This is a genomic window from Mycobacterium sp. TY815 (assembly GCF_030755135.1).
Taxonomy (GTDB): Bacteria; Actinomycetota; Actinomycetes; order Mycobacteriales; family Mycobacteriaceae; genus Mycobacterium.
Genome location: NZ_JAUFRX010000005.1, coordinates 21,269 through 39,997, shown reverse-complemented (window position 1 = coordinate 39,997; position 18,729 = coordinate 21,269). Strand labels below are relative to the sequence as shown.

Genomic DNA, 18,729 nt, shown 5'->3' with positions numbered 1-18,729 from the left:
GTTACTTGGTCGGCACCAGCAGGCCGAGGTTGCCGTCATGGCGGGGGTACAACATATGACCGCGACCGGTTTCCCGGTCGGTGTAGAACAGCAGTGGCAAGCTGTGTTCACAGGCGCGGCGTACTGCATCGGATTCGCTCAATGTCGGTGTGGCACGGGAATTCACGATCAGCGGCAGCTGTGGTCCCGGTATGCCCGGTGACCATGCCCACCCCGGTGGGAATACATGCCACTGGCGGGCCAGGCGCAATCCCGACGGTCCGGCCCGGTACACCAGTGCGTCCTCACCGGTCTCCACGTCGGTGAACAGGTGCGCGTCGTAGTCCATACCGTCCATCACGGCCACCGCTTGCAGCGGCGTGGTGCGTTGCAGTGCAACGTTTTTGCGGCGGGTGATGACGGCATCGTCACCCACCGTCAGGATCCGGCGCGCTGGATCGGGCCATGGGCGGGGCTGCCACGGCGCAAGCATCCGGCCGATATGACGGTCAAGTCTTTCCAGCGCCGGCGAGAGATCGTCGATGCCGGCGGTGACGGCGGCGACGCGCGCCGGGAGTTCGCCGACCGACAGGTTCACCTGCATCACCATTGGACCGCGGCCACAAATTCCCGTCTTGAGGCGTACCCGAGCGCCCCCGGTGATCTCGTGGGAGGCCAGAACCTCACCGACCGCCTGCGCCACCCGATCGGCCTGGACGGCGGTCACCGGGCCACACGATGTCACGTCGACATCGGGGAATTCCCGCACCACCTCGAGTGCCTTCACGCCCTAGCGACCCTTTCTGTCCATTCCGCGATATCGAACGCCGCGCAGTGAAGCTTCGCTGGCGAACGGCCGCGTCAGATAGAGCCGAAAGTCCCACCGGGAGTGCCTAAAGTCCCGAACGAATGCAGGGGGCATGAATTCCCGTGGCCGACATCACAGTGCGCCGTACCCGGGGCGTGCGAGCCTTAAATGTGACTTTCCACCAGATAAGGCGCCAGTGTCGACAACTTCTCGCACGTCTCCTCGAATTCCCGCTCGGGATTTGAGGCTTCGATGATGCCGGCTCCGGCCCGCAACCAGGTGCGGCCGTCATGTTCGTAGGCCGCTCGCAACGCCAATGCGGCATCGAGCGCACCGTCCGCCGAAAACTTCACCACCGCACCGGAATACAGGCCGCGCGGACCTTCGTCGAGACGCAGGATGGCTTCGACGCCATCCGCTTTGGGAATTCCCGAGGCGGTCACCGCGGGGAAGAGGGTTTCCAGCGCCACCATCCGGTCGCTCGTCGGGTTCAACTGCCCGGTGATGGTGGATCCGAGGTGCTGCACACTCCCGCGCTCGCGCACCGCCATGAAGTCGGTGACCGACGCAGTTCCGGGCGCCGCGATCTCGGTCACCTCCTGCAGCGAAGTCCGAACCGAGATAGCGTGTTCCACAATCTCTTTGGAGTCTGATTGCAGGTCGTCGCGAGCCTGCTTGTCCGGCACCGCACCGCGCCCCAACGCGCGAGTGCCGGCCAGTGGCTCGGTGATCACCACGCCGTCGGCCCGGACCGAGGTGACCAGCTCCGGGCTGTAACCCAGCGCGCGAATACCACCGAGCCGCAACAAGAATGACCGCACCGGTGTGTTGTGCCGCCGGCCGAGCCGATAGGTGGCCGGGAAGTCAAGCGGGAACGGCACTTCCAGGCAGCGGGACAGGATCACCTTGTGATAGCTGCCCGCGGCGATTTCGCTCACGGCCACCGCCACCCGGTTGCGGTAGCCGGACGGATCCGCAGACAGGTCGACCGCACGGGAGCGTCGTATGTCGCGCAGCCCCCCGGTGAGCAGCCTCTCCACCGCTTCCCGCTCCCGGGTGCCGCCGCCGAACAGCCGGACGTCGTCGGCGGTGACCGCGATGCGCAACCGCGGCCAGAAAACCCGGGCCAGCGGGGTGTGCGGGGCCAGCCGCGCCTGCAGGCCATAGCGGTAGACCCCGAATTCGAAGGCAACCCAGCCGAAAGCCTCATCGGTCTCCAGCAACAACCGGTCGACCGCTTCCCCGAGCACGGCTCCGGGGCGCCCCGTCCACTGTTGCCGGCGGGTAACGCCGTCGCGGATGACCCGCAGTTCGTCGCTGTCGAGCTCCACCATCGCCTGCACACCCGCGGCCAGCACCCACTCGCCGTCGTGTTCGTAGAGCAGGTATTCCTCGCCGAGCGGCTCGACCAGCACCGCGGCCAATTCGGCGGCGAGGTCGGCGGGTTCGACGTCAGCAGGAAGGGGCAGACACAGCGACGCCCCGATGACAGAGCTTGTCTGCACGCCGGTGTCCGTCACGTAAGTAAATGTAGCCTAACCTATTACCCGGCGCGCGACCCCCGGCACATTTCGCCATGAGGACAGTTCGGGCCTCATAGCAAACTAACATCCGACGCATATCCGGCAGCGATCGGCCGCTCGGCCCCTTCGCGACGTGTTCGTGCTGGCAGCGGCCCCGAATCAGCCGGCACCGACTGGTGCGTTCGACGATCGGCGCACACCAAAAGTTTCCCGATCGTTTACCTCTCGTCCGCTGGCGCGACGAGTCAACAACCCCCCGCGCTCCTAGCATCTCAACGGAAAACCGCGGGGGGATTCACCCTCCACCGCGGCCGTCACCACTGGGGAGGACCGTCCATGTTCGTCATCCGAATGACTGACGGTGAAGAGATCAAAGGCGACGTCGAGAACCTGACGTTCAACGAGGAGACCGGGGTGCTGACGGTATGCACCGTCGACGGGTTCGAAGAGACCACCACCCACTACTCGCCCGCCGCTTGGCTGTCGGTGACGCACCGCAAGCGCGACATCGACGTCAAGTCGTCGCGCCTGTCCTCTGTTCGCTGACGCGACACGAATTCTCCCAGCGAATTAACAGGTAATTGGTACCTAGTCCACACAAATAGGGCCCAAAACGCGTTAGCCAGCGCAATTACGCTTTCCGCTCGTTACGCCGGTGTTTCGGTAGTCGCAACGCCAGGAAAACTGTCCCCAAAACAGCTGTTAGACACGGATTCTGAGTGGCGACCGGTCAACGGCTCAAGCTAAGTTCGCTGCGTTGTCTGGATGTTCGTGGTCGCCAAGACGGTCAGTACTTCCTTCGAATCGCCGCAGGATGCTCGAGAGGTGCTCAATGCTGCACGAGTTCTGGGAAAACTTCACCCACAACCTGTTCAAGCCTTTGCTGCTGTTCTTCTACTTCGGTTTTCTGATTCCGATCCTCAAGGTGCGCTTCGAGTTTCCCTACGTGATCTACCAGGGCCTGACCATGTACCTGCTGCTGGCCATCGGCTGGCACGGTGGCGAGGAACTCGCCAAGATCAACGCCTCCAGCATCGGCGTCATCGTGGGCTTCATGGTGCTCGGGTTCGTCCTGAACTTCGCAATCGGTGGGCTGGCCTACCTGCTGCTGAGCAGGCTCAGCACCATGCGCGCGGTCGATAAGGCCACCGTCGCGGGCTACTACGGGTCGGACTCGGCCGGTACCTTCGCCACCTGCGTCGCCGTGCTGACCGCCGTCAACATCGCCTTCAACGCCTACATGCCGGTGATGCTGGCGGTCATGGAGATTCCGGGCTGCCTGGTCGCCCTGTACCTGGTTGCCCGCCTGCGGCACCGCGGCCTGGACGCGGCGGGCTACATGCCTGACGAGGCCGGCTACACCCCGCCGGTGCGGGCCTCGATCGGCCCCGGCACGCCGGCCAAGCCGGCACCCGGCCAGAGCCTGGACGCCGAAGCGCTCCGCGCGATCGAGCTCGAGCGCGAACTGTCGATGGAGAAGCTGGACCATCCGGACTGGGAGCCGGACCAGACGCCGCCCGCACCCCGGGGCAAGCGGATGCCGATCTTCTCCCGCGAACTCTTCCAGGAGGTCTTCCTTAATCCCGGGCTGGTGCTGCTGATCGGTGGCATCGTCATCGGCCTGGTCAGTGGCCTGCAGGGGCAGAAGGTCGTCGCCGACGACGACCGGTTCTTCGTCCTGGCCTTCCAGGGCGTGCTGTGCCTGTTCCTGCTCGAGATGGGCATGACGGCGTCGCGCAAGCTGAAGGACCTGCGATCGGCCGGGCCCGGCTTCATCCTCTTCGGCCTCCTGGTGCCCAATCTCTTTGCCACCATTGGGATTGCGGTCGCCTGCAGCTACGCCGCCCTCACCCACTCCGACTTCAAGCCCGGCACCTATGTGCTGTTCGCCGTCCTGTGCGGCGCCGCCTCGTACATCGCCGTCCCCGCGGTGCAGCGGCTGGCGATCCCGGAAGCCAGTCCGACGCTGCCCCTGGCCGCGTCCCTGGGCCTGACGTTCTCCTACAACGTGACGATCGGGATTCCGCTTTACATCGAGATCGCCCGCGTCTTCGAGCAGTGGTTCGGCGTATGACCGCCGTCAGCCCAGCAGGGTGCGCACGACCGCGTCGGCAAGCAGCCGGCCCCGGTCGCTGAGGACCAGGTGGTCGCCGTCAGACTCCAGCAACCCAGCGGCGACCACCTCCTCGGCGCGCTCCCGTTCGACCGCACTGAGCCGGGCCAGCGGCAAGCCCTGACGCAGCCGGATCTGCAGCAACACCTCCTCGGTGTGCAGCGCGTCGGCACCCAATTGCTCGAAACCGGCCACGGGTAGCGCACCTTCGCCAAGTTTGGACCCATACGTGTTGGGATGCTTGACATTCCACCAGCGGATGTCCCCGACATAGCTGTGCGCGCCGGGTCCGGCGCCCCACCACTCGCCGCGGTCCCAATACCCCAGGTTGTGCAGGCACTCACCGCCGGCACGGGCCCAGTTGGACACCTCGTACCAGCCCATTCCGGCCGCGGAAAGCCGTTCGTCGACCAACTCGTAGCGGCGCGCCAGCACGTCGTCGTCCGGCGGCTCGAGTTCACCGCTGCGGACCCGCCTGGCCATCGCGGTGCCCTCCTCGACCACCAGTGCGTACGCCGATACGTGGTCCACACCCGTCTCGACCGCGGTGTCGACCGAGCGCAGCAGGTCGTCGTCGGTTTCACCGGGTGTGCCGTAGATCAGGTCCAGGCTGACGTGCTCGAAACCCAGCGCCAGCGCCTCCCGGGCGGCGGACGCCGAGCGGTTGGGCGTGTGCACCCGGTCCAGCACCCCCAGCACCTGGGGCACCACCGACTGCATGCCCAGTGACACGCGGGTGTAGCCGGCCTCCCGGATCTCCTCGAAGAACTCCGGCCACGTCGACTCGGGATTGGCCTCGGTCGTGATCTCGGCGTTCGGAGCGAGGGTGAAGTGGTCACGCACCATGTCCAGCAACGTCGTCAGGCGGGCGCCGCCCAGCAACGAGGGGGTGCCGCCACCGACGAACACGGTATCCACCGACGGACCGGCAAGCCGCTCGGCGGCCCGTTCCAGCTCGGTGCGCAGGGCCGCGAGCCAGGCATCCGGGTTGACGCCGCCCAGCTCCGCCGGGGTGTAGGTGTTGAAGTCGCAGTAGCCGCACCGGGTGATGCAGAACGGGACGTGGACGTAGAGGCCGAACGGTCGTCCGGGGGTGAGCTGGATGGCCGGCAGTTCCGCCGGCGCCTCGGCTGGGGCCATGCCAAATCTTGGCACGGGTGCCCGGCGGGACTCGTTTCCCAGGCTATTCCCGGTTTCGTTTACCGAATCATCCAGCTTCGGGCGCTAGTTTTAATCACCGTGAGAAGAAATTTGACCTGGTAGCACGGGTGGGACGGATCCATGGCAGAATGGCACCCGTGATCGCCGCCAATTCGAACCTGCGTGTAGCGCTGGTGGCGCGGCGGCATATCGACCTCAAGCGCGTCTGCAGCTGTTGCTGTCTGCCTTGATGTCGTAGACCCAGCCCACCCGTACCACCTGCTGGCTGCCGGATCTGCGCCGCCGGAATCAACGGTGAGCTGCGCGTGTTCCAGTCGGCATGTCCGCGAAGGAGTTACCCGAATGACCACAGCACGCCCCGCAAAGGCGCCCCGTAACGAGGGTCAGTGGGCATTGGGCAATCGCGAGCCGCTGAACCCCAACGAGGAGATGAAGAAGGCGGGCGCGCCGCTCGAGGTGCGCGAGCGCATCGAGAACATTTACGCCAAAGGCGGATTCGACAGCATCGACAAGAGCGACCTGCGCGGGCGCTTCCGCTGGTGGGGCCTCTACACCCAGCGTGAACAGGGTTACGACGGCTCGTTCACCGGCGACGACAACGCGGATCTGCTCGAGGCCAAGTACTTCATGATGCGGGTGCGCTGCGATGGCGGCGCGATCTCGGCGGCCGCCCTGCGCACGCTGGGCGAGATCTCGATCGAGTTCGCCCGCGACACCGCCGACATCTCCGACCGGGAGAACATCCAGTACCACTGGATCGAAGTGGAGAACGTCCCAGAGATCTGGCGGCGCCTGGACGAGGTCGGCCTGCAGACCACCGAGGCCTGCGGCGACTGCCCCCGTGTGGTGCTGGGGTCGCCGCTGGCCGGCGAATCTCTCGACGAGGTGATCGACCCGACCTGGGCCATCGACGAAATCGTGCGCCGTTACATCGGCAAGCCCGAGTACGCCGACCTGCCCCGCAAGTACAAGACCGCCATCTCCGGCCTGCAGGATGTCGCCCACGAGATCAACGACATCGCGTTCATCGGCGTCAACCACCCCGAGCACGGGCCGGGCCTGGACCTGTGGGTCGGCGGTGGGCTGTCCACCAACCCCATGCTGGCCCAGCGGCTTGGTGTCTGGGTGCCACTGCAGGAAGTGCCCGAGGTCTGGGAGGCCGTGACGTCGATCTTCCGGGATTACGGCTACCGGCGACTGCGGGCCAAGGCGCGGCTGAAGTTCCTGGTCAAGGACTGGGGTGTCGAAAAGTTCCGCCAGGTTCTCGAGACCGAGTACCTCAAGCGCCCGTTGATCGACGGCCCGGCGCCCGCTCCGCTTGCGCATCCGATCGACCATGTCGGCGTGCAGCGCACGAAGAACGGACTCAATGCCATCGGGGCGTCCCCGATCGCCGGGCGTGTCTCCGGCACCATCCTGACCGCGATCGCCGAACTCGCCGAGCAGGCCGGCTCCGACCGGATCCGCTTCACCCCCTATCAGAAGCTGGTCATCCTCGACATCCCCGACGACAAGGTCGATCAGACGGTTGCGGGGCTGGAAGCCCTCGGCCTGCAGGTACGACCGTCGCAGTGGCGCCGGAACCTGATGGCGTGCAGCGGAATCGAGTACTGCAAGTTGTCGTTCGCCGAAACCCGGGTGCGCGCACAGTCTTTGGTGCCCGAGCTGGAAAGGCGACTGGAAGACATCAACTCCAGCCTCGATGTGCCGATCACCGTCAACATCAACGGCTGCCCCAACTCGTGCGCCCGGATCCAGATCGCCGACATCGGCTTCAAGGGGCAGATGGTCGACGACGGGGAAGGCGGCTCGGTCGAGGGATTCCAGGTGCACCTGGGTGGCGGCCTGGGCCTGGACAGTGGATTCGGGCGAAAACTGCGTCAGCACAAGGTCACCAGCGAGGAGCTGGGCGACTACATCGACCGGGTGACCCGCAACTTCCTCAAGCACCGCACCGAGGGTGAGCGCTTCGCGCAGTGGGCCGTCCGGGCCGAGGAGGACGACTTGCGATGAGTGAAGCGACCACATTGACCGAAGAGGAACTTCGCGACCTGGCGGCGCGCGGCGCGGCGGAGCTCGCCGGCGCCAACGCCACCGAACTGTTGCAGTGGACCGAAAAGCACTTCGGCGGTGTCAACGGACCCCGCGGCTGGGCGACGTGCAACTACGTGGTGGCCTCCAACATGCAGGACGCGGTGTTGGTGGACATGGCGGCCAAGGTGCGACCGGGTGTGCCGGTGCTGTTCCTGGACACGGGATATCACTTCGTGGAAACCATCGGCACCCGCGACGCGATCGAATCCGTCTACGACATCCGCGTCGTCAACGTCAACCCCGAGCACACGGTCGCCGAGCAGGACAAGCTGCTGGGCAAGGACCTGTTCGCCCGCGACCCCGGCGAGTGCTGCCGGTTGCGCAAGGTGGTTCCACTCGGCAAGGCGCTGCGCGGCTACTCGGCGTGGGTGACGGGCATTCGCCGGGTCGAGGCGCCGACCCGCGCCAACGCCCCGCTGATCAGCTTCGACGAGGCGTTCAAGCTGGTGAAGATCAACCCGCTGGCGGCCTGGTCGGATCAGGACATGCAGAACTACATCGACGAGCATGACGTGTTGGTCAATCCCCTTGTCTACGAAGGGTATCCGTCAATCGGTTGCGCTCCGTGCACCGCCAAGCCGGTCGAGGGCGCGGATCCGCGCAGTGGCCGGTGGCAGGGGTTGTCGAAGACCGAATGCGGTCTGCACGCGTCGTGACCTCTCTCGTGCTGACCGCGCACGGTAGCGCGGACCCTCGTTCGGCGGCCAACACCCGGGCCGTCGCACGCCAGGTGGCGCGGCTGCGGCCCGGCCTGGATGTGCGGGTCGCCTTCTGTGAGCACAACTCGCCGAGTCTGATCGACGTGCTCACCGAGTGCCCGGGCGAAGCCGTCGTCACTCCCCTGCTGCTGGCCGACGCTTACCATGCGCGCGTGGACATCCCGGCACAGATCGCCGACTGCTGCATCGGTGACCGAGTCTGTCAGGCCCGCGTCTTGGGTGAGGATGATCGGCTGATTGCGGTGGCCCGCCGGCGGGTCATGGAGTCAGGGTTCTCCCGGCTCGACGACAACCTGGGCGTGCTCGTGGTGGCCATCGGGTCGTCGAACCCGGCGGCCAATGCCCGTACCGCCGAGGTCGCGCCCCGCCTGGCAGCCGGAACCCGTTGGGCCGCAGTCACAACCGCGTTCGCAACGCATCGAGAGCCCTCGCTGGCCGAATCGGTGCAACGGCTGCTCGACCAGGGCGCCGCCCGGGTGGTCATCGCCCCCTGGTTCCTGGCGCCGGGTCGCATACCGGACCGGGTGCAGCGCTTCGCAGACGAGGCCGGGGTCGGTATGGCCGCGCCGCTGGGGGCGCATCCGTTGGTGGCCGAGACGGTGCTGGACCGCTTCGATCAGGCCGCTGTGAAGCGCGCCGCCGCGTAATTTGCCTCAGCCGCGGCCCTGACTCACTGAGTCTGCACGTGTGGCGACAAAGTTCGAGTACACCCCGCCATGAGCGCAGGCTCGGTGAAGCACGCTCGCGTCTGCGCGGCCCCGACTCACTGAGTCTGCACGTGTGGCGACAAAGTTCGAGTACACCCCGCCATGAGCGCAGGCTCGGTGAAGCACGGCCGCGTCTGCGCGGCCCCGACTCACTGAGTCTGCACGTGTGGCGACAAAGTTCGAGTACACCCCGCCATGAGCGCTGAACCAAGCAAGGCCCCATCGGTGTGATGCGCGCGCGACCGGGTACCCGCGCACCCATGACGGCTATGCCTCCAGACCCCAATCCGGCTCAAGTACCGGGCCTCGAGCCCGGCGGCGGTGTCCCGCCCGACTCGACGCCGCCCGACTCGGCGCAGACCTCAGGAGTGTCGGCGCAACAGCCACGCCCGAAGCGGATCCTCACGCCGATGGTGCTGACCGGAATCGTCGCGGTGATCCTGTTCGCGGTGCTGTTCGCCGGTGTCGCCGTGTGGATGCTGGCGGGCCTGCCTTAACCGGCTCCACCGCCGATCACGCGGTGGTGAGCGTCGATTCCACCTGCACCTCATCGGCGATCGGCGGCACCCGGGTGGCGCGCACGTACACCTCGTCGCCCTCCTTGAGCGCCAGCGCCTCGGCGTCACCGCGGGTGATCTGGGCGGTGAACGGCCCACCGGAGGCGGCGCTGGTCAATTCGACGCGGACCTCGAATCCGAGTGTCACCACCCGGTCGACGGTGGCGCGTACGACACCGATCGACTCCGCCGTGCCGTCGCCGCCGGCCACCGCCATTTCCGGATTGCGGCCCACCCGGATGTCGTGCGGGCGCACCAGTGCTCCGTTGAGCGCCGACACCGCGCCCAGGAAGGACATCACGAACGCGTTCTGGGGAGCGTCGTAGACCTCGGTCGGAGAACCGATCTGCTCGATGCGGCCCTTGTTGAGCACGGCGATCCGGTCGGCGACGTCCAGCGCCTCGGCCTGGTCGTGGGTGACCAGCACGGTGGTGACGTGCACCTCGTCGTGCAGACGCCGCAACCAGGACCGCAGGTCCTCGCGCACCTTGGCGTCCAGGGCGCCGAACGGCTCGTCGAGCAGCAGCACCTCCGGGTCGACGGCCAGCGCCCGGGCCAGCGCCATGCGCTGACGCTGACCGCCGGACAGCTGGTTGGGATAGCGGTTCTGAAAACCGCTGAGCCCCACCACTTCCAGCAGATGGTCCACTTTCTCGTTGATCTCCGCCTTGGGACGTTTGCGGATCTTCAACCCGAAGGCGACGTTGTTGCGCACCGTCAGATGTTTGAACGCCGCGTAGTGCTGGAAGACGAACCCGATCCCCCGGCGTTGCGGGGGCACCCGGGTGACCTCGCGGCCGTTGATCGTGACGGTCCCGGAGTCGGGCTGGTCGAGGCCGGCGATGGTGCGCAACAGCGTCGACTTACCCGACCCACTGGGCCCCAGCAAGGCGGTCAGCGATCCGGTGGGGACCACGAAGTCCACGTGGTCCAGCGCGACGAAGTCGCCGTAGTGCTTGTAGGCGTCCCGCACAACGATGGCGTTCTTGCCCTGGTCGGTCCCAGTCATGCTTCGAGTCTCCTTGTCCGGCTATTTACTTGCTTTTGCCCGACGGGCATCGAGTACCACTTGAACGATCAGCACCAACACGGCGACCCCCATCAACAATGTCGACAGTGCGTACGCGCCGTACTCCGCGCCCCGGTTGTAGCGGTCGGACACCAGCAGGGTCAGCGTCTGCGACTCGCCGGGCAGGTTGGACGACACCATGATCACCGCGCCGTACTCACCGAGGGTGCGCGCGATGGTCAGCACGATGCCGTAGGTCAGGCCCCAGCGAATGGACGGCAGCGTGATCCGCCAAAACGTCTGCCACCAACCCGAACCCAGCGTGGCGGCGGCCTGCTCCTGATCGGTTCCCAGCTCGTGCAGCACCGGTTCGACCTCGCGCACCACGAACGGCAGCGTGACGAAGATGCTGGCGAGCACGATGCCGGGGAAGCCGAAGATGATCTTGAAGCCAAGGTCGCGCTCGACGAATCCGAGGGCGCCGGCGCTGCCCCACAGCACGATCAGCGCCACACCGACGATCACCGGCGACACCGCGAACGGCAGGTCGATCACCGCCTGCAGGACGCCCTTGCCACGAAAACGGTTGCGCGCGAGCACCAATGCGGTCGGGATCCCGAACACCACATTCAGCGGCACCACGATCGCCACCACCAACAGGGACAGGTTCAGCGCCGAGACGGCGGCCGGCGTGCTGACCCAGTCGTAGAACTGACCCAGACCGGGCTGAAAAGTTCGCCACAGGATCAGCACCACCGGAACCAGCAGCAGCACCGCGATATACGCCAGCGCCGAGTAGCGCAGCAGGTAACGGACCGTCCGGGACGAGTTCACGCGGACAACTCCTCACGCCGGGCCGCACGGGAGCCGATGAGGCGCAGCACGAGCAGCACGATGAACGAAAGCGAGAGCAGCACAATGGATATCGCAGCCGCACCGGTGCGGTCGTCGTTCTCGATCAACGTCCGGATCCACTGCGAGGACACTTCGGTCTTGCCCGGTATCGCGCCGCCGATCAGCACCACCGACCCGAACTCGCCGATGGCGCGCGAAAACGCCAGTCCGGCACCGGACAACAGGGCGGGCAATAACGACGGCAGCACGACGGAGGTGAAGATCTTCGGTCCACTGGCACCCAGCGACGCCGCCGCTTCCTCCGATTCGCGGTCGATCTCCAGGAGCACGGGCTGAACGGCGCGCACGACGAACGGCAGCGTCACGAACGCCAAAGCAACTCCCACGCCCCACGACGTGTGCTGCAGATGCAGGCCGACCGGGCTGTGATTGCCGTAGAGGGCCAGCATCACCAGGCTGGCGACGATGGTCGGCAGCGCGAACGGCAGGTCGATCACCGCGTCGACGATGCGCTTGCCAAAGAAGTTGTCGCGCACCAACACCCAGGCGATCAGCAACCCGAACACCGTATTGAGCAGTGTGACGCCGGCGGAAATGGTCAGCGTCACGCGGAAGGACTCAAGTGCCGCGTGCGAGGTGACGGCCAGCCGGAAGGCGTCCCAACCGCCGCCGACGGCCTGCCAGACGATGGCGGCCAGCGGCAGCAGCACGATCACCGACAGCCAGACGGTCGCCACGCCGACCCGCAGCGAGGTGCTGCCTGCGCGTCCGCCGGGCGGTGCTGGGACATCGTCCTCGAGTTCCGGCCGGATCGCCTCGGGATTCGGGGTTGTCGTCACGGCGGTCATCCCGTGGCCTGCGTGTAGATCTTGGTGATGCTGCCCGAGTTCTTGTCGAACAGTTGCGGGTCGACGGTGCCCCACCCGCCCAGGTCGGCGATGGTCCACAGTTTCAGCGGCACCGGGAACTGGTCCCGGAACGTCGCCGCGACGGCGGGATCGACCGGCCGGAAACCGGCTTTCGCCCACAGCGTCTGTGCGGCCGCGGTGTACTGGAAGTTCTTGAAGGCTGTCGCGGCGGCGAGATGAGTGCTGGTGCTCAGCACGGCCATCGGGTTCTCGATCTTGAATGTCTGTGGCGGCGTGACGTGTTCGACCGGCTTACCGGCTCGCTCCGCGGCGATGGCCTCATTCTCGTAGCTGATCAGCACATCTCCACTGCCCTGGACGAAAACGTCCGTCGCCTCTCGCCCCGAGCCTGGACGCATTTTGACGTGTTCCCTCACCAATCGGTTGACAAACTCGATACCGGCCTGGCCGTTCCGGCCGCCTTCACTCTTGACGGCATACGGGGCCAATAAATTCCATTTGGCCGAGCCCGAACTCAGCGGGCTGGGAGTCACCACCTCCACGCCCGGGCGAAGCAGGTCGTCCCAGTCGTGAATGTTCTTCGGGTTTCCTTTGCGCACCACCAACGTCACCACCGAGCCGAACGGGATGCCTCTGGTGGCTCCGGTGTCCCAGTCCTTGGCGACCTTGCCGCCCTTGACCAGACGGGTGATGTCGGGCTCGACCGAGAAGTTCACCAGGTCGGCCGGCTTGCCTTCGGCGACGCCGCGCGACTGGTCTCCAGAGGCGCCGAAGGAGGTGATGACCTGCACACCCTTGCCTTCTTCGGAGGCATTGAACGCCGGAATCACCTTGCTCCAACCCGGTTCGGCGACCGAATAGGCGACCAGCGTGATGCTCGACTTCGCGTCAGCCAGTCCCCCGCCGCCGACGACATCGCTGGGACCACCGCTGCACGCGGCAGCGACACCGGTAATCAGGACGAGGGCGGCACAATGCCGCCATCGAGACCTGAGGTCGGAGAACCTCTGCGACATCGATTGCCTTTCAGTACGGGACATCTGGATTGCGGTCCCGTGCTGCGGAAAGGCGATTAGTCAGTAACGACGGAGATCACGAACTCCATACCAGACCGCACACGGGTTCAGGAGTCAGCGACAACAGCGTGCATCGACCGCGGCGCAACTCACCACGGCGAAAACAGCGCAGCCGAACGCCGAAACGCGGCGCTCCAGAACAGGGGCTGCGGCATGCATGTCGCGAAGCCTAACAGAGTTCACGCCGTCGGCAATTTGGCGGGCAAATCAGTGGGTGACGAGCCAGGTGACGATGACCAAGGCCACGAGCGCGACCAGAACAAGGGTGACGTGCGAACGGGGCATGGTGATTACCCGGAGGTCTCGTCGGAGTGGCGGGCGCGGCGCAGCAACTGGATTCCTTTTCCGAGCGCGGCGTCCAGCAACGTCGCCAACAGGTAGGCCAGCCCCAGGACCACCGGCATCACCGCCAGCGCCTGCAGCACGAACGGCAGGCCGGAGAGCCACAGCTCAACGCCGTCCCACCAATTGAGGAAGCCGTTCACCGTGCCCACCCTAGTCGTGGCCGGGACGGGTTTGCGCACACGTAACACCTCGGTTGCGGCGGTGGACGCAGAGCGGGTCGACGGTCGATGATGTCGGGATGGCCCTGCACCCCGATGCCGCTGATACAGCTAACGACGAGGTGGTCCCTTTGGCGGAGGAGTCCCCGACGGTCTCCGCGTCCACTGAACTTCAAACGGTCGACCCTTCGATGCCCGTCGAATTCGACTCGATTGCGCCATACCCGTCCACGTCGTCGTCGCGTAACCCGTTTCCGCCGATCGCCGATTACGCCTTTCTGTCGGACTGGGAGACGACCTGCCTGATCTCGCCGGCCGGCTCGGTGGAGTGGCTATGTGTGCCGCGCCCGGACTCCCCTAGCGTGTTCGGCGCGATTCTGGACCGCAGCGCCGGCCATTTCCGGCTCGGCCCCTACGGCGTCTCGGTGCCCTCGGCGAGGCGTTACCTGCCCGGCAGCCTGATCATGGAGACCACCTGGCAGACCCATACCGGCTGGCTGATCGTGCGCGACGCCCTGGTGATGGGACCGTGGCACGACATCGAACGGCGTTCCCGGACGCATCGCCGCACCCCGATGGACTGGGACGCCGAGCACATCCTGCTACGCACCGTGCGCTGCGTCAGCGGCACCGTCGAACTGATGATGAGTTGCGAACCGGCCTTCGACTACCACCGCCTCGGCGCGGTCTGGGAGTACTCATCCAATGCGTACGGCGAGGCCATCGCCCGGGCCAGCAAGCAGCCTGACGCCCACCCGACGCTGCGGCTGACCACCAACCTGCGCATCGGGCTGGAGGGCCGCGAGGCACGCGCCCGTACCCGGATGAAAGAGGGCGACGACGTGTTCGTCGCGCTGAGCTGGACCAAGCATCCGCCGCCGCAGACCTACCAAGAGGCCGCCGACAAGATGTGGCAGACCACCGAGTGCTGGCGGCAGTGGATCAATATCGGCAACTTCCCGGACCACCCGTGGCGCGCCTACCTGCAGCGCAGTGCCCTGACCTTGAAGGGCCTGACGTACTCGCCCACCGGCGCGCTGCTGGCGGCCAGCACCACCTCGCTGCCCGAGACGCCGCATGGCGAGCGCAACTGGGACTACCGCTACTCCTGGATACGCGACTCGACATTCGCACTGTGGGGTCTCTACACGCTGGGCCTGGATCGCGAGGCCGACGACTTCTTCGCCTTCATCGCCGACGTCTCCGGCGCCAACAGCAACGAACGTCACCCGCTGCAGGTGATGTACGGGGTCGGCGGGGAGCGCAGCCTGGTCGAAGAGGAACTCAACCATCTCTCCGGCTACGACCACGCGCGCCCGGTCCGGATCGGCAACGGCGCCTACGACCAGGTGCAGCACGACATCTGGGGTTCGGTGCTCGACTCGTTCTACCTGCACGCCAAATCGCGCGAACAGGTTCCCGAGACGCTGTGGCCGGTGCTGAAAAAGCAGGTCGAAGAGGCAATCAAGCACTGGCGGGAGCCCGACCGCGGGATCTGGGAGGTGCGTGGCGAGCCACAGCACTTCACCTCGTCGAAGGTGATGTGCTGGGTGGCGCTGGACCGTGGGGCCAAGCTGGCCGAGAAGCAGGGCGAACTCAGCTATGCCCAGCAGTGGCACGAGATCGCCGACGAGATCAAGGCCGACATCCTGGAGCACGGCGTGGACTCCCGGGGTGTGTTCACCCAGCGCTACGGCAACGACGCCCTCGACGCGTCGCTGCTCCTGGTCGTGCTGACCCGGTTCCTTCCGCCCGACGACCCGCGGGTGCGCGCCACGGTGCTGGCCATCGCCGACGAGCTCACCGAGGAAGGCCTGGTGCTGCGGTACCGGGTGCACGAGACCGACGACGGGCTGTCCGGCGAGGAAGGCACCTTCACCATCTGCTCGTTCTGGCTGGTGTCGGCGCTGGTCGAGATCGGTGAGGTGGCGCGCGCCAAGCGGCTGTGCGAGCGACTACTGGCCTATGCCAGTCCCCTGCACCTGTACGCCGAGGAGATCGAGCCGCGGACCGGACGGCACCTGGGCAACTTCCCGCAGGCGTTCACCCACCTGGCGTTGATCAACGCGGTGGTGCATGTGATCCGGGCGGAGGAGGAAGCCGACGGGTCGGGGACCTTCCAGCCCGCCAACGCGCCCGTCTGAGCCCGGCCCGGGCGTCCCGGCCTGCTTTCGGCCGGAGCGCTACTTCTTGCCCTTGTCCCCTGGCGATTCGGTGGACAAGGCTGCCACGAACGCTTCCTGCGGAACGTCAACCCGCCCAATGGTTTTCATCCGCTTCTTGCCTTCCTTCTGTTTTTCCAGCAGTTTGCGCTTACGGGTGATGTCACCGCCGTAGCACTTGGACAGCACGTCCTTGCGGATGGCCCGGATGTTCTCGCGCGCAATGATTTTCGACCCGATGGCAGCCTGCACCGGCACTTCGAACTGCTGGCGCGGGATCAGCTCCTTGAGCTTGGTGGTCATCTTGTTGCCGTAGGCGAACGCCGAGTCCTTGTGCACGATCGCACTGAACGCGTCGACCGCCTCGCCCTGCAACAGGATGTCGACCTTGACCAGCTGCGCTTCCTGTTCGCCGGCCTCTTCGTAGTCCAGGCTGGCGTACCCGCGGGTGCGCGACTTCAGCGAGTCGAAGAAGTCAAAGATGATCTCGCCCAACGGCATTGTGTAACGCAGCTCAACCCGTTCGGGCGACAGATAGTCCATGCCGCCCAACTCGCCGCGTCGCGACTGGCTCAATTCCATGATGGTGCCGATGAATTCACTGGGCGCGATAATGGTGGTCTTCACCACGGGTTCATAGACGGTGCGGATCTTGCCCTCCGGCCAGTCCGACGGATTCGTCACCACGATCTCGGTATTGTCTTCTTTGACCACGCGGTAGACGACGTTGGGTGAGGTCGAGATCAGGTCCAGGTCGAATTCGCGCTCCAGGCGTTCGCGGGTGATCTCCATGTGCAGCAGGCCCAGGAAGCCGCAGCGGAACCCGAAGCCCAGTGCCACTGAGGTTTCCGGCTCGTAGGTCAGTGCCGCGTCGTTGAGTTGCAGCTTGTCCAGGGCGTCGCGCAGGTTCGGGTAGTCGCTGCCGTCAACGGGATAGAGGCCGGAGTAGACCATCGGTTTGGGCTCGCGGTAGCCGGTCAGCGCTTCGGTGGCGCCGTGGCGGGCAGTCGTCACCGTGTCACCCACTTTGGACTGCCGGACGTCCTTGACGCCGGTGATCAGGTAGCCCACCTCGCCAACACCGAGTCCCTGGCTCGGCTTCGGCTCGGGTGAGACGATGCCGACTTCCAGCAGTTCGTGGGTGGCGCCGGTGGACATCATCGCGATGCGTTCGCGCGGGACGATCTTGCCGTCGACCACGCGGACGTAGGTGACCACGCCGCGATAGATGTCGTAGACGGAGTCGAAGATCATCGCGCGGGTGGGGGCGTCGGCGTCACCCTGCGGCGGCGGCACCTCGCGGACCACGTGGTCGAGCAGATCCGCGACGCCCTCGCCGGTCTTGCCGGACACACGCAGCACGTCGCCGGGTTCGCAGCCGATGATGTGCGCGATCTCACCGGCGTAGCGATCCGGGTCGGCGGCCGGCAGGTCGATCTTGTTGAGTACGGGAATGATGTGCAGGTCGCGGTCCAGCGCCAGGTACAGGTTGGCCAGCGTCTGCGCTTCGATGCCCTGGGCGGCGTCGACCAGCAGGACCGCGCCCTCGCAGGCTTCCAGGGCGCGGGACACCTCGTAGGTGAAGTCGACGTGGCCGGGCGTGTCGATGAGATGCAGCACGTAATCCGTGCCGTCAACGTTCCAGGGCAGCCGCACGTTCTGCGCCTTGATGGTGATGCCGCGTTCGCGCTCGATGTCCATCCGGTCCAGGTACTGGGCGCGCATCGAGCGCTCGTCGACAACCCCGGTCAGCTGCAGCATCCGGTCGGCCAGCGTCGACTTGCCGTGGTCGATGTGAGCGATGATGCAGAAGTTCCGAATCTGCGCCGGCGGGGTGAAGGTCGTGTCGGCGAAACTGGCGATGGGAAATCTCCTGGTCGGGCGGTCAGCGAGTATGCCCAGCGTATCCGTGCGCGGCAGCCGGGACACAATCGCGCGGTTATGCTGCGAGCATGGCACCGGGTAAGAAGTCGTCCGGCAAGTCACAGTGGAAGACGTTTCAGCGGTTCGCGGAGAACTTGGTCAACGAGGCTCCGAAGGTCGTTCAGCGCCTGCAGAACACGCAGGAGACGCTGAAGACCATCCAGCAGGCGGTGAAGATCACCGCGAACATCATGGCGATGGGTCTGCCGGCGCCGCCGACCGAGATCACCGCCGGCCGGCCGGTGACCAAAACGAGCTTCCCGACTGCGCAGCGGGCCCGCAAAGTGAGTTACGCACCCGACCTTGACGGTCGGGCCGATCCGGGCGAGATCGTCTGGACCTGGGTGGTCTACGAGGACGACCCGACGCGCGGCAAGGACCGGCCGGTTCTGGTGGTGGGCCGGGACCGCACCGTGCTGCTCGGGCTCATGCTCTCCAGCCAGGAACGCCACACCGACGACCGGGACTGGGTCGCCATCGGTTCCGGTGACTGGGATTACGAGGGCAGGCCGAGCTGGGTGCGGCTGGACCGGGTTCTCGACGTGCCGGAGGAAGGCATTCGCCGCGAGGGCGCGATCCTGGAACGCGAAACCTTCGAAGTGGTCGCGGCACGGCTGCGCGCCGAGTACTCCTGGCGCTGAGGTTGCGCGAGCAGACGCGAAATCGCATCG

18 protein-coding genes are annotated in these 18,729 nt (G+C 66.1%); 9 read left to right on the top strand and 9 right to left on the bottom strand.

What is annotated here, in order from left to right; genetic code table 11:
- Position 1: 1 nt before the first annotated feature.
- Positions 2-766, bottom strand: coding sequence for a sigma 54 modulation/S30EA ribosomal C-terminal domain-containing protein (locus QXK92_RS31790; protein ID WP_306248447.1), 765 nt, complete (start codon positions 764-766; stop codon positions 2-4).
- A 185-nt stretch (positions 767-951) separates the two neighbouring features.
- A complete protein-coding gene (locus QXK92_RS31785) occupies positions 952-2,307 on the bottom strand; it encodes a salicylate synthase (protein ID WP_306248445.1) in 1,356 nt (451 codons plus the stop codon).
- A 339-nt stretch (positions 2,308-2,646) separates the two neighbouring features.
- Here QXK92_RS31785 and QXK92_RS31780 point away from each other — a divergent pair, with 339 nt between their 5' ends.
- Both QXK92_RS31780 and QXK92_RS31775 read left to right on the top strand, forming a co-directional pair.
- Positions 2,647-2,856 carry a hypothetical protein gene (locus QXK92_RS31780; RefSeq protein WP_306248444.1) on the top strand — a complete coding sequence of 70 codons (210 nt, stop codon included), beginning with the start codon at positions 2,647-2,649 and terminating at the stop codon, positions 2,854-2,856.
- 286 nt (positions 2,857-3,142) lie between these two features.
- The gene (locus tag QXK92_RS31775; protein ID WP_306248442.1) at positions 3,143-4,384 is read left to right on the top strand and encodes a sodium-dependent bicarbonate transport family permease; all 1,242 of its coding nucleotides are present in this window, start codon (positions 3,143-3,145) and stop codon (positions 4,382-4,384) included.
- 6 nt (positions 4,385-4,390) lie between these two features.
- On the opposite strand, the gene hemW is transcribed toward QXK92_RS31775, so the two are convergent.
- Positions 4,391-5,563 carry a radical SAM family heme chaperone HemW gene (gene hemW, locus QXK92_RS31770; RefSeq protein WP_306248440.1) on the bottom strand — a complete coding sequence of 391 codons (1,173 nt, stop codon included), beginning with the start codon at positions 5,561-5,563 and terminating at the stop codon, positions 4,391-4,393.
- A gap of 149 nt (positions 5,564-5,712) precedes the next feature.
- On the opposite strand from hemW, the gene QXK92_RS34250 reads away from it, so the two are divergent.
- From QXK92_RS34250 to QXK92_RS31750, 5 genes are all read left to right on the top strand, one after another.
- Positions 5,713-5,814: an Ms4527A family Cys-rich leader peptide gene (locus tag QXK92_RS34250; protein ID WP_371934239.1), complete on the top strand. Its 102-nt coding sequence runs from the start codon at positions 5,713-5,715 to the stop codon at positions 5,812-5,814.
- A 112-nt stretch (positions 5,815-5,926) separates the two neighbouring features.
- Positions 5,927-7,597: a nitrite/sulfite reductase gene (locus QXK92_RS31765; protein WP_306248438.1), complete on the top strand. Its 1,671-nt coding sequence runs from the start codon at positions 5,927-5,929 to the stop codon at positions 7,595-7,597.
- The gene (locus QXK92_RS31760) at positions 7,594-8,334 is read left to right on the top strand and encodes a phosphoadenylyl-sulfate reductase (RefSeq protein ID WP_306248436.1); all 741 of its coding nucleotides are present in this window, start codon (positions 7,594-7,596) and stop codon (positions 8,332-8,334) included. The genes QXK92_RS31765 and QXK92_RS31760 overlap by 4 nt, the downstream gene beginning before the upstream one ends.
- Positions 8,331-9,044, top strand: a complete 714-nt coding sequence (locus QXK92_RS31755; protein ID WP_306248434.1) for a sirohydrochlorin chelatase — start codon at positions 8,331-8,333, stop codon at positions 9,042-9,044. Before QXK92_RS31760 ends, QXK92_RS31755 begins: the two co-directional genes overlap by 4 nt.
- Before the next feature lie 320 nt (positions 9,045-9,364).
- Positions 9,365-9,601: a DUF6480 family protein gene (locus QXK92_RS31750; protein WP_306248432.1), complete on the top strand. Its 237-nt coding sequence runs from the start codon at positions 9,365-9,367 to the stop codon at positions 9,599-9,601.
- A 16-nt stretch (positions 9,602-9,617) separates the two neighbouring features.
- Here QXK92_RS31750 and QXK92_RS31745 read toward each other — a convergent pair whose 3' ends face one another.
- The 5 genes from QXK92_RS31745 to QXK92_RS31725 all read right to left on the bottom strand — a co-directional run bounded on the left by QXK92_RS31745 (position 9,618) and on the right by QXK92_RS31725 (position 13,964).
- Complete coding sequence (locus QXK92_RS31745; RefSeq protein WP_306248430.1) at positions 9,618-10,670, bottom strand: sulfate/molybdate ABC transporter ATP-binding protein; 1,053 nt, start codon at positions 10,668-10,670, stop codon at positions 9,618-9,620.
- A gap of 21 nt (positions 10,671-10,691) precedes the next feature.
- Entirely contained in the window at positions 10,692-11,504 is an 813-nt protein-coding gene (gene cysW / locus QXK92_RS31740) for a sulfate ABC transporter permease subunit CysW (RefSeq protein WP_306248428.1), read from the bottom strand.
- Entirely contained in the window at positions 11,501-12,373 is an 873-nt protein-coding gene (gene cysT, locus QXK92_RS31735) for a sulfate ABC transporter permease subunit CysT (RefSeq protein WP_306248427.1), read from the bottom strand. Before cysT ends, cysW begins: the two co-directional genes overlap by 4 nt.
- Entirely contained in the window at positions 12,370-13,410 is a 1,041-nt protein-coding gene (locus QXK92_RS31730; RefSeq protein ID WP_306248425.1) for a sulfate ABC transporter substrate-binding protein, read from the bottom strand. Before QXK92_RS31730 ends, cysT begins: the two co-directional genes overlap by 4 nt.
- A 350-nt stretch (positions 13,411-13,760) precedes the next feature.
- Positions 13,761-13,964 carry a hypothetical protein gene (locus QXK92_RS31725; RefSeq protein WP_306248694.1) on the bottom strand — a complete coding sequence of 68 codons (204 nt, stop codon included), beginning with the start codon at positions 13,962-13,964 and terminating at the stop codon, positions 13,761-13,763.
- 200 nt (positions 13,965-14,164) lie between these two features.
- On the opposite strand from QXK92_RS31725, the gene QXK92_RS31720 reads away from it, so the two are divergent.
- Entirely contained in the window at positions 14,165-16,117 is a 1,953-nt protein-coding gene (locus QXK92_RS31720) for a glycoside hydrolase family 15 protein (protein ID WP_371934634.1), read from the top strand.
- 39 nt (positions 16,118-16,156) lie between these two features.
- On the opposite strand, the gene lepA is transcribed toward QXK92_RS31720, so the two are convergent.
- A complete protein-coding gene (lepA, locus tag QXK92_RS31715) occupies positions 16,157-18,121 on the bottom strand; it encodes a translation elongation factor 4 (RefSeq protein WP_371934631.1) in 1,965 nt (654 codons plus the stop codon).
- Here lepA and QXK92_RS31710 point away from each other — a divergent pair.
- Positions 18,088-18,699, top strand: coding sequence for a type II toxin-antitoxin system PemK/MazF family toxin (locus tag QXK92_RS31710; RefSeq protein WP_306248421.1), 612 nt, complete (start codon positions 18,088-18,090; stop codon positions 18,697-18,699). The two genes, lepA and QXK92_RS31710, sit on opposite strands and share 34 nt — an antisense overlap.
- Positions 18,700-18,729: the final 30 nt, after the last annotated feature.